The following is a 16,457-nucleotide window of genomic DNA, read 5'->3' as shown; positions in this document are numbered from 1 at the left end:
CGACCATGCAATGGATGTTCATGCTGATTGGGCTGGTGCTGGGCTGGGTACTCGACGAGTCGTTCAGCGATGCGCTGCTGGGCGCGCTGCTCGGGTTGGGTATTGGCCAGGCCATTCGCATTGGCCGCTTGGGTTCACAAGCTGACCAGCAGCGCCAGCTGCTTCAACAGGCGCAGGTGACGCTGAATGCGGTCGAGCAACGTCTGGCATTGCTGGAGGTATCAGGTGTCAAGGCGCCGGAAACCAGTGAGCCAGTTGCCAGCGAAGCTGCTGCACCTCCTGAATTCACTCTCGACGAAATCCCTGCCGAGGCCCCGGAGCTGATCTGGGAACTCCCTCCCGAACTGGAACCGATCACCGCGGCCGCTGCCGAAACGAGCCGTCCAGTGCCCGTCGATGCCTGGAAACCCGAACCGGTCGCCCGCGAGCCGCAACAACCCGCCATCCCGCGCGGCCCGAACTTCATCGACCGCGCCATCAGTGGCGCCCGCAACTGGCTGTTCGGCGGCAACACCGTGCTGCGGGTCGGTGTGGTGCTGTTGTTTCTCGGTCTGGCCTTCCTGCTGCGTTACGCCACCGAAGGCATGGTGGTGCCGATCGAGTTGCGTTACGCCGGTGTTGCGGCGGCCGCGTTGGGCCTGCTCGGCCTGGGTTGGTGGCTTAGAACACGCAACAGCCATTACGCGTTGATGTTGCAGGGCACCGGGATCGCGGTGTTGTACCTGACCGTGTTTGCCGCGATGCGCCTGCATCCGCTGCTCAATCCTACGGCGGCATTAGGTCTGCTGGTTGCAGTGACGGTGTTCTCGGCGATCCTCGCCATCACCCAGGATGCCTTGGGCCTGGCTGCCGCTGCAGCATTGGGCGGTTTTGCCGCGCCGATCCTGACCTCCACCGGCGCCGGCAACCATGTCGCGCTGTTCAGCTACTTCGCCTTGCTCAACGCCGGCATCCTCGCCATCGCCTGGTTCAAGGCCTGGCGGCTGCTCAACCTGATCGGTTTCGTCGGCACCTTCGGCATCGGTTTCGCCTGGGGCCTGCGTTCCTATACCCCGGAACTGCTGTGGAGCACCGAGCCGTTCCTGATTGTGTTCTTCCTGATGTACCTGGCCATTGGTCTGCTGTTCGCCCGACGCAAGTTGCTGGAAATGAGCGACGCCCCCGAGGACGACAGTCGTGAAGCGCTGCTGCACTGGTCGGCGCACAAGGGCGATTACGTCGACGGCACGATGCTGTTCGGTCCTCCATTAGTGGGTTTCGGCTTGCAGTTCGCATTGGTCCAGCACATGGAATTCGCTGCAGCCTTCAGCGCGTTGGCGTTAGGCATGATTTACATGGGCCTGGCGCGGCTGCTGATGGGCGGACGAGCGTTGCTGTTGGCGGAAACCTGTCTGGCGCTGGGGGTGATCTTCGCCAGCCTGGCAATTCCGTTGGGGCTCGATGCGCGCTGGACCGCCGCCGCTTGGGCCGTTGAAGGCGCCGGCATCTTCTGGCTTGGCCTGCGTCAGCAACGACCGTTGGCCCGAGCCTTTGCCTTGCTGCTGCAATTGGGTTCGGCGCTGGCGTTTATCAGCGAACTGCGGATCGGTGAAAGCAGCCTGCTAGACGGTGCGCCGCTCGGCGCGTTGATGCTCGGCGTGGCGTTGTTGTTCAGCTTTTACCAGTTGCGCAAAGCCTTGCCCGAGCAGACGTCGGACTGGGAACGCAAAGGGCTGCCGGTATTGGCCTGCCTCGGACTGACCTCCCTCTATCTGCTGGCGCCGTTGTTTTTCTTCACCGACGGCACGGCGATCAGTTGGGCGCTGGCGGGGTTGGCGACCTTGTTCGTTGGCTTGCGTCTGCAATCGCGCACGTTCCTGTTCACCGCGTTCGCCGTGCAGTTGCTCGGCGGTGCGTTGTTCCTGCTGCGGCTGCAAGGTTCTAGCGGTGAGTCCGGTGCCGTGTTCAGTGCGGGTTGGAGCGGTCTGCTGAGCGCATCGTTGATCGGTCTGGCGCTGATCGCTGGCATGTTGCTGGCGGCGCGCGATGAGATGGTCCGAAGCGACGTGAGATTGCTGCGTGGCTTGTCGGTGGTACTGCTGGCCGGTCTGGTGTTGATCAATCTGGCGGTGCTGTTCGTCCTGCCTTGGCAAACGGCGAGCGCGGTGTGGGCGGCCAGCGGTCTGTTCATCATCTGGCTCAGCCTGTACCTGAAGCAGCGCGTGAGTTTTGTTTTCGGTCTGCTGTTGCAGGTCATTGGCGGCGCGGCGTTCCTGATGGCCGGGCCTGATTTGCTCGGACCGCTTGCGAGCGAAGGATTGAGGCCTCTGGCTCATAGCGGTTTCTGGACGCCGCTGGTGTTGGGTCTGGCTGCGATGGTTGGCGCCTGGCGCTTGCAGTTCGGCAATCATGCTTCGGCCTTCGATGTGCTGAGCTTGCAGCGTTTGTCCGAAGTGCTGCTGGTGTGGGGCGCGGCTTGGTGGGCGCTGGCGTGGGTCAGTGAAGTACTGCGATTCGCACCGTTGAATCTACAAGCGACGTTGTTGCTGGCGGTCGCGGCGCTGAGCGTGGCGTTGTGGACAGTGTTGGCGCTACGCCTGAAATGGTCGTCGCTGGGCTTGCTCTGCACCTTGCTGATGCCTGCTGCCGGTTTGGTGTTGCTGGCTGCGTGGCACTCGCGTTATCACCCGGCGGCCAATGTTGGTTGGCTGGTATGGGCGGCCGTGTTTGTTGTGCATTTCATCTCCCAGCGGCGTCTGGCGCTGATGTTGCCGACGCGCGCCCTCAGTACCGCGCACGTGCTCGGCTGCTGGCTATTGATCGGTGTGTTGGCCCTGGAGCTGCGTTACGGCCTGTTGCTGTTGTCCGAGCAGTACAACGCCTGGCGCTGGTTGGGTTGGGCGATACTGCCGAGCCTGTATCTGGTACTGATGGCGGGCCCCCGTGCCTGGCCATGGCCGGTGTCGGCTTATTCGCGCGAATACCGCGTGTACGCGGCGGCACCGCTGGCGTTGCTGATGCTCGGCTGGTTCTGGCTGGCTAACGTCGTCAGCGACGGCACCGCCGAGCCGTTGCCTTACGTGCCGCTGATCAACCCGCTGGAGTTGGGTCTGCTGTTTGCGCTGTTCGGCGTCTACGTGTGGTCCCGCAGCGCTGTGGCGCAACTGGCGATTCGCAAGGACTATGCCGAATACGCCACGCAACTGATCGCTGGCGCCTCGTTGTTTGTGTTCTTCACGGCGCTGGTGATGCGCACGGCCCATCATTGGGGCGGTGTGCCGTTCGAGCTGGATGCGTTGCTCGAATCCATGCTGGTGCAGGCCGGTCTGTCCATCGTCTGGACCTTGATGGCCCTGAGTCTGATGATCGGCGGCCATCTGCGTCATCGCCGAGAAGTCTGGCTGATCGGTGCGGCGCTGATCGGTGTAGTGGTGGCCAAACTGTTCTTTGTCGAATTGAGCAACCGCGGCGGACTCGCCCGGATCGTCTCGTTTATCGGCGTTGGCGTGTTGCTGTTGGTGGTGGGCTATTTCGCCCCGTTGCCGCCCAAGCGCGCCGAGGCTGTGCCGGAGGCTGAAAAACCGGCCCCGCAAACCGAAGGAGTGTCGTCTTGAGTCAGAAGCTGAACCTTGTCTGGTTGGGCGCCGTTGCGCTGGGGGTGGCGCTGTCGGCCAGTGCTCAGGAAAAATTGGCGGACTTCACCACACAGGTGCCATTGTCGGTCAGCGGCGAAGGTCCGTGGTATCGCCTCGAATTGCCGTTGAGCGTGCAACTGAATGCTCGGCAAACCGATCTCAGCGATGTGCGCGTGTTCAACGCCGCCGGTGAGGCTCAGGCGTATTCCTTGGCGCGCGCGCCGGCGCAGACCAGCGAAAACCGTACCCTGACCGACGTGAAATGGTTCCCGCTGTACAACTCGGCGGATTCCACCGAGCACGCACCGAGCGTGCGGGTGCAATCGAGCGCCAATGGCACGCTGGTCGAAGTTCAACCGTCCAGTCAGCTGGAGGTGGGCGAAGAAATGCTGCGCGGCTGGTTGCTCGACGCCAGTAGCATCAAAGCACCGTTGCAGCAGTTGATCCTCGACTGGACCAGTGAGCGCGACGGTTTCCAGCGTTTCACCATCGAGGCCAGCGACGACCTGCAGCATTGGCAGTCATGGGGCGAAGGGCAGGTGGCACGCCTGACGTTTGCCGACGAGCGGGTCGAGCAACATGAAGTCGCCTTGCCGGGCCAGTCGGCCCGTTATCTGCGCTTGCTGTGGAACACGCCGCAATCGGCACCGACGTTGACCTCGGCGCAACTGCAAAGCGCCAAGACCCGCAGTCTGCCGCTACCGCTTGTCTGGTCGCAACCGCTGGCTGGCAGCAGCGTAAAGGCCGGTGAATACACTTGGCAATTACCCATGGGGCTGAATGTCGAACGCTTGCAGGTCGAGTTGAGCCAGCCCAACAGTTTGGCGCCCGTGACCTTGTCCGGTCGTCGGGAAAGCAGCCTGCCGTGGCAGCCGCTGGGCAGCGGTTTGCTCTACCGCCTGACCCAGAGTGGCCAGGACGTGGTGCAGAACGAATTGCAGCTGTCGGGGCAAACCGTTCAGCAGTTGAAGCTGACGGTGGACGAGCGCGGCGGCGGTCTGGGGGCCGAGGCGCCGACTGTGCGGTTCGCCGTGCGCTCCATTCAATTGATGTTCCTGGCGCGCGGAGCGGGGCCTTATACGCTCGCGCTGGGCAGTGCCACGGTGAAGGCGGCGAACCTGCCGCTGTCGACGTTGATTCCGGATTACAGCGCTGCAAAGTTGGCGACATTGGGCAAGGCTACGGTGGACGGCGGGGCGGTGGCCACGCCAGCGTCGACCGTGACAACGGCTGCGCCGACGGACACCAACTGGAAGAAATTCGGGTTGTGGGCGGTGCTGCTGCTCAGTGTTTTGTTTCTGGCATCGATGGCGTTCAATCTGTTGCGCAAGCCGCCGGTCAAGCCCTGAAACTGGCAGCAACGCCCGGTGCACATCCGGGCGGTTTCGAACTACGCTCAACCGGGCGCATGAACTCTATTGGGTGTAACACGTCTGATAGGAGGAAATGCGCCCCGACTCGCGTTAAACTGCGCGGGTTTTTAGCCCCCCATTCCACCGGAGCCTTCCATGTCCCGCGTTACCCTGAGTCGCTATTTGATTGAGCAGACCCGTAGCAATAACACCCCTGCCGATCTGCGTTTCCTGATCGAAGTGGTGGCGCGTGCTTGCAAAGAGATCAACCACGCCGTGTCCAAAGGCGCCCTCGGTGGTGTTCTGGGCAGCATGGGCACTGAAAACGTCCAAGGTGAAGTGCAGAAGAAACTCGACGTGATCTCCAACGAGATCCTGCTCGAAGCCAACGAATGGGGCGGTCACCTGGCCGGCATGGCGTCCGAAGAAATGGACAACGCCTACCAGATCCCGGGCAAATACCCGAAAGGCGCGTACTTGCTGGTATTCGACCCACTGGACGGCTCGTCGAACATCGATATCAACGCGCCGGTCGGTACTATCTTCTCGGTGCTGCGTTGCCCGAACGAATACCTGAGCCAAAACGAGCCCTTGAACGAAAAGGCTTTCCTGCAGCCAGGCACCGAGCAAGTGGCTGCCGGTTACGCGATCTACGGTCCACAGACCATGTTGATCCTGACCTTGGGCGACGGCGTAAAAGGCTTCACCCTGGACCGCGAAATGGGCAGCTTCGTGCTGACCCATGAAGACATCAAGATTCCGGAGTCCACTCAGGAATTCGCGATCAACGCGTCCAATCAGCGTCACTGGGAAGCTCCGGTACAACGCTACGTCAGCGAATTGCTGGCTGGCGACGAAGGCCCGCTGAAAAAGAACTACAACATGCGCTGGGTCGCCGCGATGGTCGCGGACGTGCACCGCATCCTGACCCGTGGTGGCTTGTTCATGTACCCACGCGACAGCCGCGAGCCGTCCAAGCCGGGCAAGCTGCGTCTGATGTACGAAGCCAACCCGATGTCGTTCCTGGTTGAACAGGCTGGCGGCGCTTCCACCGATGGCCATCAGCGCATTCTCGACATCAAGCCTGACGGCTTGCACCAGCGTGTCGCGGTGTTCCTCGGCTCGAAAGAAGAAGTCGCACGCGTCACGGCTTACCACAAGGAATAAACCATGACCGCGCCCTGGCAGCCGTTGCTCGAATGGTGGTTCGGAACGCTCGAATTCCCCAACGAAATATCGGCTGACAAGGGCAAGTTATGGTTCGGCAAGCGCGACAGCCAGGACCTCGAAGCGCGCACGCGTTTCGGGGACTGGGTCGAGCAGGCACTGGCCGGCGGATTGACCGAGTGGGCGCAACGCCCCGAAGGTTGGCTGGCCCTGGTGCTGCTGCTCGATCAACTTCCGCGCATGATCTATCGCGACACTCCCAAATCCTTTTCAGGCGATCTCAGGGCTCAGGCACTGGTAGCGCAAGGCATTGCTGCGGATTTCGATCGGCAACTACGGCCGATTCAGCGGGTGTTCATCTATCTGGTGTTTGAGCATTGCGAGAATCTGGCGGTGCAGAACGAGGCGGTTTCGCGGTTTATCGATCTGGTGGCGCAGCAACCTGAGGCTGATCGGGCGGTGTTTGCCGATAACCTGGATTATGCCGAGCGGCATCAGAAAGTGATTGCGCGGTTTGGACGGTTTCCGCATCGCAATGCGGTGTTGGGAAGGGAGTCTACGGCTGAGGAGTTGGAGTTTCTTTCGGGACCTGGTTCAAGGTTCTAAATCTTGCTCGCGATGAGGCCTTTAAAAGCGCTTTAGATCCGGAAGCTGCCAACCAACTGTTTAAGCCGCGCCGCCTGCTGCTCAAGGTCTGAACACGCGCGCAACGTCGCCTGCAGGTTCTCCACGCCTTCCTGGTTCAGCGTGTTGATCTCGGTGATGTCGACGTTGATCGACTCCACCACCGCCGTCTGCTCTTCCGTCGCAGTAGCCACCGACTGGTTCATCCCGTCGATCTCACCGATACGCTGAGTCACGCTGCCCAGACGTTCGCCCGCCTGGTTGGCGATGCCGACGCTGCTTTCGCTTTGGCGTTGGCTGTCGGTCATGGTGATCACGGCTTCCCGGGCGCCGACTTGCAGTTCCTCGATCATCTTCTGCACTTGCTGTGCCGAATCCTGAGTACGGTGCGCGAGGTTACGCACTTCGTCCGCTACCACGGCAAAACCGCGACCGGCTTCACCGGCACGGGCCGCTTCGATGGCGGCGTTGAGTGCCAGCAGGTTGGTCTGCTGGGAGATGCTGGTGATCACTTCCAGAATCTGCCCGATGTTCACGGTGTTGCTGTTGAGCGTTTCGATGTTGCCGCACGAATCGCTGATCTTCGCCGAGAGCTGCTGCATCGCCGCGATGGTTTTGTCCACGACCTGCTGACCGTCTTCGGCCAATGCGCGAGCATCGCTCGAATGCTGAGAGGCGAGGGCGGCGTTCTGAGCAATTTCCTGGGCGGCGGCGCCCAGCTCGTTGATGGCGGCGGCGACGCTGCTGGTGCGCGAGGCTTGCTGGTCGGAGTTGAACATCGACGAATTCGACGCAGCAACCACACGCAAGGCGACTTCGTTGACCTGGCCGGTGGCCGAGGACACCTCGCGAATCGACGTATGAATACGCTCCACAAAACGGTTGAACGAGGTGCCCAGCGCACCAAATTCGTCCTGGCCGTGGATGGTCAGGCGTTTGGTCAGGTCACCTTCGCCTTCCGCGATGTCATGCATGGCGCGGCCCATGGTCAGTAGCGGCTGCATCAAGAAGCTGATCAGCATGCCCAGCAGCGCGATGATGATCACCACGGCAATGACCATGGCGATGATCGCCGAGGTGCGAAATTCGCTGAGCATCGAGAACGCGGTGTCCTGATCCAGCACCAGTGCCACGTACCAGTCTGCCGAGGGCACACCGTTGACGTGGGTAAAGGAGATGAATTGAGTCTTGCCGTCGATCTCGACTTCTTTCATGCCCGGGCTGACTTTCGGCGCGCCGTTCGGGTAGGCGTCGGTCAGGCTCTTGAGCACCAGTTTGCTGTCCGGGTGAATCAGGATCTTGCCGTCGGCACTGACGATGAACGCGTGGCCGTGGCCGCCGAAGTTCAGCGAGTTGATGATCGCGCTGACGCTGGACAAGTCGATGTCTGCGCCGGCGACGCCGATCATTTGATTCTGATGTTTCACCGGGGTGGCAACGGTGATCACCAGTTTGCCCGACGACGCGGCGATGTAGGGTTCGGTGACGATGGTCTGTTGCGCGCCGTTGGCCGCCTTGTACCAGCCGCGGGCGCGGGGGTCGTAATCCGCGGCACGATTGCCGGCCGGGACCGAGAACATCACGCCGTCGGTGCCACCGAAGTAGCTCAGCTGAAAATTACTGGTGTAGGCGGGCAGGTCGATGGCGCGCTTGAGGTTGGCCTGGGCGCTGCCGTCCACCGCGATCTGCTGAGACAGCGATTGCAGCAACTGAATGCGGCTTTCCAGCCAGGTCTGGATGTTGCTGGTGGTCAGGCTGCCGAGTTCCTGCATCGAGGATTCGGTACTGCTGCGCAGGGTTTGCCGCTGGCGATAGTCGTTGAAGAGGATGAAACAAGCGAATGCAACGGCCACCACGAGGGCGGCAGCCAACAAGATCTTGTGGCTGAACTTCATGTTTCTGGTCATTAAATGAGCTACCGCGGAGAGGCTGGTCAACAAAGGGGCGTCAATTTGCCACAGTCGTGGGCGTTGCGCTGCTTTTATGTCGACTGACCGGCGCCAAAGATTAGGCGGATTTTGTGAAAACCGACGAAATACTCAATAGCGAAAGAAAGTTGCTGATTTTTCGAAACAAGACAGACGAGCGGCCTGATAAATAGCCGGCCGGACAGGGAACCAGACAAGGGTTTTCTCTTCTAAGCTTCAGCTTGGCAGCCATGCCATTCCCCTTCGCCCCAGGAGCTACACCATGTCGCTGCGTTCTATCGCCCTGCTTTCGTTCTGCGTGTTGTTGGCCGCGTGCAGCAAGATTAATCAGGAAAACTACTCGAAGCTGTCGTCAGGCATGCCCAAGGCCGAAGTAGAAACCTTACTGGGTAAACCCGCCGATTGCTCGGGCGCGCTGGGCATGTCCAGTTGCACTTGGGGCGACAAGAACAGCTTTATCAGCGTGCAGTACGCCGGTGACAAAGTGCTGATGTTTTCTGGCCAAGGCCTGAAGTAATCCGGGGCGATGCGCCCACGGGAGAAAAATAATGAAGCGGTTACTGATAGTCCTTTTAGCCGGCCTGGTATTGGCCGGCTGCGCCACTTCCGGCGTAGATCCGTTGGCGCCGAAAACCGCCAATAGCGTCAATCTCAAGAAGTACCAAGGGACCTGGTACGAGTTGGCTCGTCTGCCGATGTATTTCCAGCGCAATTGCGCGCAATCCGAAGCCCATTACACGCTCAAGCCTGACGGCAAGGTGTTGGTGCTCAATCGCTGCCTGACGGCAGACTGGCAATGGGAAGAGGCCAAAGGCGTGGCCTGGCCACAGGAGCCTGGCAAAACCGACAAGCTGTGGGTCGAGTTCGATACCTGGTTTTCGCGGCTGATCCCGGGTGTGGCGAAGGGAGAGTACTGGGTGCTGTACGTCAGCGATGACTACAAGACCGCCATTGTTGGCGATTCGAGCCGCAAGTATCTGTGGCTGCTGTCACGGACCCCGACGGTCAATGGCGTAGTGCGTGAAGAACTGTTGAGCAAGGCACGTCAGCAGGGATACGACACCACGCGGCTGATCTGGCGCGCGACCGATACTCAGATGGCCAAGACCTCTAACTAACGTCTAGCGCATAACCAATGTGGGAGCGGGCTTGCTCGCGAAGGGGTCATCAAATTCAACAGAGATGTTGACTGACAGTCCGCCTTCGCGAGCAAGCCCGCTCCCACATTTTTTTGCGTCAGCCTAGGAGATCGCGCAGGACTTGTGTGAAGGCGCGGTTACTTTCTTCTTCGCCCGCATGACGCCCGTCGCGCACAACCCACTGACCATTGACCAGTACATCGCGCACCTGACGATCACCACCGGCAAACAACCAACGATTGAGAATCCCGTCGCCACTGGCCGTCGCCAGGTACGGATCGTTGCCATCCAGCACCAGCCAATCCGCACGTTTGCCAACTTCCAGCGCACCAATCGGCTGACCCAGCGCCTGAGCCCCGCCATCCAGCGCCGCGTCGTACAGCGTGCGGCCAACCATCGGCTGATCCGCGCCATACAAACGATTACGGCGTTGGTCGCGCAGACGCTGGCCGTATTCCAGCCAACGCAACTCTTCCACCACGCTCAATGACACATGGCTGTCGGAACCGATGCCCATGCGTCCGCCCTGAGCGAGGAAATCCACCGCCGGGAAGATCCCGTCGCCGAGATTGGCTTCGGTCGTCAGGCACAAGCCGGCGATCGCGCGACTCTTGGCCATCAGCGTGACTTCTTCCGGGTTGGCGTGGGTGGCGTGAACCAGGCACCAGCGCTGATCGACCTCGGTGTTTTCGTACAGCCATTGCAGCGGACGGCGGCCGCTCCAGCTCAGGCAGTCGTCGACTTCCTTCTGCTGTTCGGCAATGTGAATGTGCACCGGGCACTGCTTGTCGCTGGCCGCCAGCACTTCGCTGATTTGCTGCGGTGTTACCGCGCGCAACGAGTGGAAACACAAACCCAGCGACTGCGCCGGTTGCTGCGCCAGGATCGGCTGCAAGCGCGACTGAAGCTTGAGGTAGTTTTCGGTGCTGTTGATAAAGCGGCGCTGGCCTTCGTTCGGGGCCTGGCCGCCGAAACCGGAATGGCTGTAGAGCACCGGCAGCAGAGTCAGGCCGATCCCGGCGGAACTGGCGGCCTGGCTGATGCGTAGCGCCAGTTCGGCCGGGTCCGCGTAAGGCTGGCCGTTGGTGTCGTGGTGTACGTAGTGAAATTCCGCGACCGAGGTGTAACCGGCCTTGAGCATTTCGATGTACAGCTGACGGGCGATGACGCCGAGTTGATCCGGACTTATTTTTCCGACGAGGCGATACATCAAATCGCGCCAGGTCCAGAAACTGTCATTCGGATTACCCGCCACTTCCGCCAGCCCGGCCATGGCCCGCTGGAAGGCGTGGGAGTGTAAATTCGGCATACCCGGCAGCAGCGGACCGCTTAGCCATTCGGCGCCATCTGCGTTGGAATCGGCCTGGATATGGGTCAACACGCCATCGGCGCTGACTTCAAGACGTACATTGTTGGCCCATCCACTAGGCAGCAGCGCGCGTTCGGCAAAGAAGGCGGACATGGTTCAGCACCCCATCGTGTGTTATTTGTATATACATATACAGACGTTTGCCTGCTCGGTAAACTCCGGCAAGCTAGCAACCTTTACTAAACGAACAAGGATTAACCGTGCCAACTCCGTCTGCCACATTGCCGCCGAATGCCAATCTGAGCGCCAATCTGGGCGACAGTCCGGCGCCCTTGTACGCCCGCGTCAAACAGATGATCACCCAGCAAATCGACAGTGGAAACTGGCCGCCGCACTACCGCGTTCCGTCGGAAAGCGAGCTGGTCAACCAGCTGGGTTTTAGTCGCATGACCATCAACCGCGCCCTGCGCGAGATGACCGCCGACGGTCTGCTGGTGCGCATGCAGGGTGTCGGCACTTTTGTCGCCGAGCCGAAAAGTCAGTCCGCGCTGTTTGAAGTGCACAACATCGCCGACGAAATCGCCTCCCGTGGCCATCGCCATACCTGCAAGGTCATCACCCTCGAAGAAGAGGCTGCCGGTTCCGAGCGCGCACTTGCCCTGGACATGCGCGAAGGCCAGAAAGTCTTTCACTCGCTGATCGTGCATTTCGAAAATGATATCCCGGTGCAAATCGAAGACCGTTTCGTCAACGCACTGGTGGCGCCGGACTACCTCAAGCAGGACTTCACCCTGCAAACGCCATACGCCTACCTGAACCAGGTCGCGCCGCTGACCGAAGGCGAACATGTGGTCGAGGCGATTCTGGCCGAGGCCAGCGAGTGCAAATTGCTGCAGATTGAAAAGGGCGAGCCGTGCCTGCTGATTCGTCGCCGCACCTGGTCCGGCCGTCAGCCAGTGACTGCCGCTCGCCTGATCCATCCTGGTTCCCGCCATCGTCTGGAAGGTCGGTTCCATAAATAGAGAGCCATAAATGAGTGAGTTTAAGGTTTTACGCGCAGTTGATTACCCACGCATGCCATGGAAAAACGGCGGCGGCAGCACTGAAGAAATCACCCGTGATGGAGGTGCCGGCCTTGAGGGTTTCGGCTGGCGTCTGTCGATTGCCGATATCGGCGAGTCGGGCGGTTTCTCGACATTCGCCGGCTATGAGCGAGTGATCACGGTGTTGCAAGGCGAGGGCATGACCTTGCGGGTTGATGGCCAGGACACGCAGCCATTGTTACCGCTGGACCCATTTGCTTTCAGTGGCGAGAGCCAGGTCTCCTGCACTTTGCTCGGTGCGCCGATCCGCGACTTCAACCTGATTTATGCGCCGCAGCGTTATAGCGCGCGATTGCAGTGGCTGGACGGCGAGCAGCGGTTTTTCAGCTCGGCAGGCACCGTGCTCGTGTTCAGTATCACCGACGAGCTTGAAGTGAAGGTTGGTAACAGCGCCTCACAACTCGGTCGCCATGATTGCCTGCAACTCGACGGTAACGCCGGCCTGCTGGAAGTCTCCAGCAATGGCCCATGCTGTGTGATCGAACTGATCGCACGCTGATTCAAAATTCCCAAAAGATCGTCCGAGCGCGGCCCGAGCCTTCGGACGATCTTTTTGCTTTTAAACGTTCCCCAACGCGCACCACTTTGTTACCGAACGCCCCAGCGTGGCGCAAAACCACGCTCAAGTAACAGCTGTAACCCTCCTCGCAAAATCCCCTCGAAAAATTTCATCTTTGCCAGAACCCTTGATCCAGGCGCCTTTTAGCCCTTTCAAAACTTTTCTTGAACACTCATCCAGCAAGTTGGCCGCTTGATTGCATATGCTTGTATGTACAAGTAAAGACGTATGCGTATGAGTCGATCGAGACTCCTCGCAACGTCCACTGATTCAGGTTTGGATTGATCGCTGAGGAGTCTCTTTCGTGACTGACAATAAAATGACCAAGTTTCGTGATGTTGAAATCCGCGCTGCCCGCGGTAACAAGCTGACCGCCAAGAGCTGGCTGACTGAAGCGCCGCTGCGCATGCTGATGAACAACCTCGACCCGGAAGTCGCCGAGAACCCTAAAGAACTGGTGGTTTACGGTGGTATCGGTCGTGCGGCACGTAACTGGGAATGCTACGACAAGATCGTCGAAAGCCTGACCAACCTGAACGACGACGAGACCCTGCTGGTGCAATCCGGCAAGCCGGTCGGCGTGTTCAAGACCCACAGCAATGCCCCGCGCGTACTGATCGCCAACTCCAACCTGGTGCCACACTGGGCGAGCTGGGAACACTTCAACGAACTGGACGCCAAAGGCCTGGCCATGTACGGCCAGATGACTGCCGGCAGCTGGATCTACATCGGCAGCCAGGGCATCGTTCAGGGCACCTACGAAACCTTCGTCGAAGCCGGTCGCCAGCACTATAACGATGACCTGAAAGGTCGTTGGGTCCTGACCGCAGGCCTCGGCGGCATGGGCGGCGCTCAACCACTGGCCGCGACCTTGGCCGGCGCTTGCTCGCTGAACATCGAATGCCAGCAGGTCAGCATCGATTTCCGCCTGAACAGCCGTTATGTCGATGAGCAAGCCACCGACCTCGACGACGCTCTGGCACGTATCGCCAAATACACCAAAGAAGGCAAAGCGATTTCCATCGCCCTGCTGGGTAACGCGGCTGAAATCCTGCCGGAACTAGTCAAGCGCGGCGTGCGCCCGGACATGGTCACCGACCAGACCAGCGCCCACGACCCGCTGAACGGTTACCTGCCAGCCGGCTGGACCTGGGAAGAGTACCGTGCTCGCGCCAAGACCGAGCCAGCCGCTGTCGTCAAAGCCGCCAAGCAATCCATGGCCGTGCACGTTAAAGCGATGCTCGAATTCCAGAAGATGGGTATTCCGACCTTCGACTACGGCAACAACATCCGTCAGATGGCCCAAGAAGAAGGCGTCGAGAACGCATTCGACTTCCCAGGCTTCGTACCCGCTTACATCCGTCCGCTGTTTTGCCGCGGTATCGGCCCGTTCCGTTGGGCTGCACTGTCGGGCAACGCCGAAGACATCTACAAAACCGACGCCAAGGTCAAAGAACTGATCCCGGACGACGCCCACCTGCACAACTGGCTGGACATGGCGCGCGAGCGCATCAGCTTCCAGGGTCTGCCGGCACGTATCTGCTGGGTTGGCCTGGGCCTGCGCGCCAAGCTCGGTCTGGCATTCAACGAAATGGTTCGCAGCGGTGAATTGTCCGCGCCAATCGTGATCGGTCGCGACCACCTGGACTCCGGTTCGGTAGCCAGCCCGAACCGCGAAACCGAATCGATGCAGGACGGTTCCGATGCCGTGTCCGACTGGCCACTGCTCAACGCTCTGCTCAATACCGCGAGCGGCGCGACCTGGGTTTCCCTGCACCACGGCGGCGGCGTCGGCATGGGCTTCTCCCAGCACTCGGGCATGGTGATTGTCTGCGACGGTACTGACGAAGCGGCCGAGCGTATCGCTCGCGTCCTGCACAACGACCCGGCGACCGGCGTCATGCGTCACGCCGATGCGGGTTACCAGATCGCGATCGACTGCGCCAAGGAACAAGGGCTGAACCTGCCGATGATTACCGGCAAATAACGCAATACCTGTGGAAACTGGCTCATGTGGGAGCGGGCTTGCTCGCGAAAGCGGTAGATCAGTCGACGTTGATGGTGGATGTGCCGACGTCTTCGCGAGCAAGCCCGCTCCCACATAAAGCGGCTTCCCGGTTGAACCCTAAATAACAATCCACAGAGGTTGAATCATGGCTGTTAACAGCGATCGTGCAGGCAGTAAACCGTTGATCGAGAAACGTTCGATCGACTACATCCCGGAAGCGGAGAGACACGGTCGTCTGTTGAGCCAGTTCACCCTGTGGATGGGTGCCAACCTGCAAATCACCGCGATTGTCACCGGGGCCCTGGCCGTGGTGCTGGGCGGTGACGTGTTCTGGTCGTTGATCGGTCTGTTGATCGGTCAACTGCTCGGCGGTGGCGTAATGGCGCTGCATGCGGCGCAAGGGCCCAAGCTTGGCCTGCCACAGATGATCTCCAGCCGGGTACAGTTCGGCGTGTATGGCGCGGCCATCCCGATCGTGCTGGTCTGTCTGATGTACCTCGGTTTCACCGCTACGGGCACTGTGCTTTCCGGCCAGGCGCTGGGCCAGTTGTTTGGTGTCAGCGACAGCGTCGGCATCCTGATCTTCGCCAGTGTCATTGTGCTGGTGACGGTGCTCGGTTATCGGGTGATCCATTGGATCGGCCGTTTCGCTAGCGTCATTGGTGTGATTGCCTTTGTTTACCTGTTCAGCCGCCTGATGAGCCAGACGGACGTGGGTGCACTCCTGCAAATCCGCCACTTCAGCTGGAGCAGCTTCCTGCTGGCGGTGTCGCTCGCGGCGTCCTGGCAGATCGCCTTCGGTCCTTACGTGGCTGACTATTCACGCTACCTGCCGAGCAAGACGTCTTCGGTGAAAACCTTTTTCGCCGCTGGCGCGGGTTCGGTGATTGGCGCACAAGTGGCGATGATCCTCGGCGTGTTTGCCGCCGCTTCGGCCAACGGCCAATTCGCCGGCCATGAAGTGGCCTACATCGTTGGTTTGGGCGGTACCGGTGCCACCGCTGCGTTGCTGTATTTCAGCATCGCGTTTGGCAAGGTCACCATCTCCACGCTGAACTCCTACGGCAGCTTCATGTGCATTGCGACCGTCATCAGCGGTTTTCGTGGTGATCTGAAAGTAACGCGCTTGCAGCGTCTGGTCTTCGTGCTGGTCATCGTCGGCGCTGCGACCCTGATGGCGTTGCTCGGTCAGCACTCGTTCCTCGGTGCGTTCAAGTCCTTCATCCTGTTTTTGCTGGCGTTCTTTACGCCATGGAGCGCTATCAACCTGGTGGACTACTACTGCATCACCCGCGAGCGCTATGACGTGCCGGCGCTGGCCGATCCGAATGGTCGCTACGGCCGTTGGAACGTCCTCGGTATCAGCGTTTATGTCTTCGGTGTGCTGGTGCAGTTGCCGTTCATCTCCACCAAGTTCTATACCGGTCCGCTGGTGGCGGCCCTGGGTGATGTGGATATTTCCTGGATCATCGGTCTGGTAGTTCCCGCAGGCCTGTATTACGTGTGCGCGAAAAAATGGCACAGCGCAGTACCCGATCACCTGATTCTGCCAGTCGAGCAGGACAGCGATGCAGCACCTATAACAAGCGGGGCCGGTCGCGCTGCGGCGCAGGCCTGATTGGACGTGGACAGGGCTGGATGCCTCTTGACTGCC

The 16,457-nt window shown here is 60.2% G+C and carries 12 protein-coding genes; 10 read left to right on the top strand and 2 right to left on the bottom strand.

Features of this window, described 5'->3' with window-relative positions:
- Positions 1 to 5: 5 nt before the first annotated feature.
- The 4 genes from KGB23_RS11290 (at position 6) to KGB23_RS11275 (ending at position 6,739) form a co-directional block, all read left to right on the top strand.
- Complete coding sequence (locus tag KGB23_RS11290; protein WP_223431146.1) at positions 6 to 3,593, top strand: DUF2339 domain-containing protein; 3,588 nt, start codon at positions 6 to 8, stop codon at positions 3,591 to 3,593.
- Entirely contained in the window at positions 3,590 to 4,963 is a 1,374-nt protein-coding gene (locus tag KGB23_RS11285; RefSeq protein ID WP_223431145.1) for a DUF3999 domain-containing protein, read from the top strand. The genes KGB23_RS11290 and KGB23_RS11285 overlap by 4 nt, the downstream gene beginning before the upstream one ends.
- A gap of 159 nt (positions 4,964 to 5,122) precedes the next feature.
- Positions 5,123 to 6,133 carry a class 1 fructose-bisphosphatase gene (locus KGB23_RS11280; protein ID WP_150656762.1) on the top strand — a complete coding sequence of 337 codons (1,011 nt, stop codon included), beginning with the start codon at positions 5,123 to 5,125 and terminating at the stop codon, positions 6,131 to 6,133.
- 3 nt (positions 6,134 to 6,136) lie between these two features.
- A complete protein-coding gene (locus KGB23_RS11275; RefSeq protein ID WP_223431144.1) occupies positions 6,137 to 6,739 on the top strand; it encodes a DUF924 family protein in 603 nt (200 codons plus the stop codon).
- A gap of 32 nt (positions 6,740 to 6,771) precedes the next feature.
- Here the strand turns inward: KGB23_RS11275 and KGB23_RS11270 are convergent, their stop codons facing one another.
- Positions 6,772 to 8,664, bottom strand: a complete 1,893-nt coding sequence (locus KGB23_RS11270; RefSeq protein WP_150656760.1) for a methyl-accepting chemotaxis protein — start codon at positions 8,662 to 8,664, stop codon at positions 6,772 to 6,774.
- A 283-nt stretch (positions 8,665 to 8,947) separates the two neighbouring features.
- On the opposite strand from KGB23_RS11270, the gene KGB23_RS11265 reads away from it, so the two are divergent.
- Positions 8,948 to 9,202, top strand: a complete 255-nt coding sequence (locus tag KGB23_RS11265; protein ID WP_033055306.1) for a lipoprotein — start codon at positions 8,948 to 8,950, stop codon at positions 9,200 to 9,202.
- A gap of 31 nt (positions 9,203 to 9,233) precedes the next feature.
- Positions 9,234 to 9,803 (top strand): lipocalin family protein, encoded by a 570-nt coding sequence (locus tag KGB23_RS11260; protein WP_223431143.1) that lies wholly within the window; start codon positions 9,234 to 9,236, stop codon positions 9,801 to 9,803.
- 118 nt (positions 9,804 to 9,921) lie between these two features.
- On the opposite strand, the gene KGB23_RS11255 is transcribed toward KGB23_RS11260, so the two are convergent.
- On the bottom strand, positions 9,922 to 11,286 hold the full coding sequence (locus KGB23_RS11255; protein WP_223431142.1) for a formimidoylglutamate deiminase: 1,365 nt from the start codon (positions 11,284 to 11,286) through the stop codon (positions 9,922 to 9,924).
- 200 nt (positions 11,287 to 11,486) lie between these two features.
- On the opposite strand from KGB23_RS11255, the gene hutC reads away from it, so the two are divergent.
- The 4 genes from hutC (at position 11,487) to KGB23_RS11235 (ending at position 16,421) form a co-directional block, all read left to right on the top strand.
- Complete coding sequence (gene hutC / locus KGB23_RS11250; RefSeq protein WP_236713266.1) at positions 11,487 to 12,155, top strand: histidine utilization repressor; 669 nt, start codon at positions 11,487 to 11,489, stop codon at positions 12,153 to 12,155.
- A 10-nt stretch (positions 12,156 to 12,165) separates the two neighbouring features.
- The gene (locus KGB23_RS11245; RefSeq protein ID WP_223431141.1) at positions 12,166 to 12,735 is read left to right on the top strand and encodes a HutD family protein; all 570 of its coding nucleotides are present in this window, start codon (positions 12,166 to 12,168) and stop codon (positions 12,733 to 12,735) included.
- A 379-nt stretch (positions 12,736 to 13,114) separates the two neighbouring features.
- On the top strand, positions 13,115 to 14,782 hold the full coding sequence (gene hutU, locus KGB23_RS11240; RefSeq protein ID WP_223431153.1) for a urocanate hydratase: 1,668 nt from the start codon (positions 13,115 to 13,117) through the stop codon (positions 14,780 to 14,782).
- Positions 14,783 to 14,948: 166 nt separating this feature from the next.
- On the top strand, positions 14,949 to 16,421 hold the full coding sequence (locus tag KGB23_RS11235; protein ID WP_223431140.1) for a purine-cytosine permease family protein: 1,473 nt from the start codon (positions 14,949 to 14,951) through the stop codon (positions 16,419 to 16,421).
- The last annotated feature ends 36 nt before the right edge of the window (positions 16,422 to 16,457 follow it).

The sequence above is a fragment of the Pseudomonas sp. GL-B-26 genome, assembly GCF_019947405.1.
GTDB lineage: Bacteria > Pseudomonadota > Gammaproteobacteria > Pseudomonadales > Pseudomonadaceae > Aquipseudomonas.
The sequence above is the reverse complement of the archived record's forward strand: the minus strand, read 5'-3'. Positions and strand labels throughout refer to the sequence as shown.

Bases quoted from the DNA above. Each gene is read 5' to 3' on its own strand.
- KGB23_RS11265 (WP_033055306.1), top strand. From the start codon at position 8,948: ATGTCGCTGCGTTCTATCGCCCTGCTTTCGTTCTGCGTGTTGTTGGCC.
- KGB23_RS11245 (WP_223431141.1), top strand. From the start codon at position 12,166: ATGAGTGAGTTTAAGGTTTTACGCGCAGTTGATTACCCACGCATGCCA.
- KGB23_RS11275 (WP_223431144.1), top strand. From the start codon at position 6,137: ATGACCGCGCCCTGGCAGCCGTTGCTCGAATGGTGGTTCGGAACGCTC.
- KGB23_RS11260 (WP_223431143.1), top strand. From the start codon at position 9,234: ATGAAGCGGTTACTGATAGTCCTTTTAGCCGGCCTGGTATTGGCCGGC.
- hutC (WP_236713266.1), top strand. From the start codon at position 11,487: ATGATCACCCAGCAAATCGACAGTGGAAACTGGCCGCCGCACTACCGC.
- KGB23_RS11280 (WP_150656762.1), top strand. From the start codon at position 5,123: ATGTCCCGCGTTACCCTGAGTCGCTATTTGATTGAGCAGACCCGTAGC.
- KGB23_RS11270 (WP_150656760.1), bottom strand. From the start codon at position 8,664: ATGACCAGAAACATGAAGTTCAGCCACAAGATCTTGTTGGCTGCCGCC.
- KGB23_RS11235 (WP_223431140.1), top strand. From the start codon at position 14,949: ATGGCTGTTAACAGCGATCGTGCAGGCAGTAAACCGTTGATCGAGAAA.
- KGB23_RS11290 (WP_223431146.1), top strand. From the start codon at position 6: ATGCAATGGATGTTCATGCTGATTGGGCTGGTGCTGGGCTGGGTACTC.
- KGB23_RS11255 (WP_223431142.1), bottom strand. From the start codon at position 11,286: ATGTCCGCCTTCTTTGCCGAACGCGCGCTGCTGCCTAGTGGATGGGCC.
- hutU (WP_223431153.1), top strand. From the start codon at position 13,115: ATGACCAAGTTTCGTGATGTTGAAATCCGCGCTGCCCGCGGTAACAAG.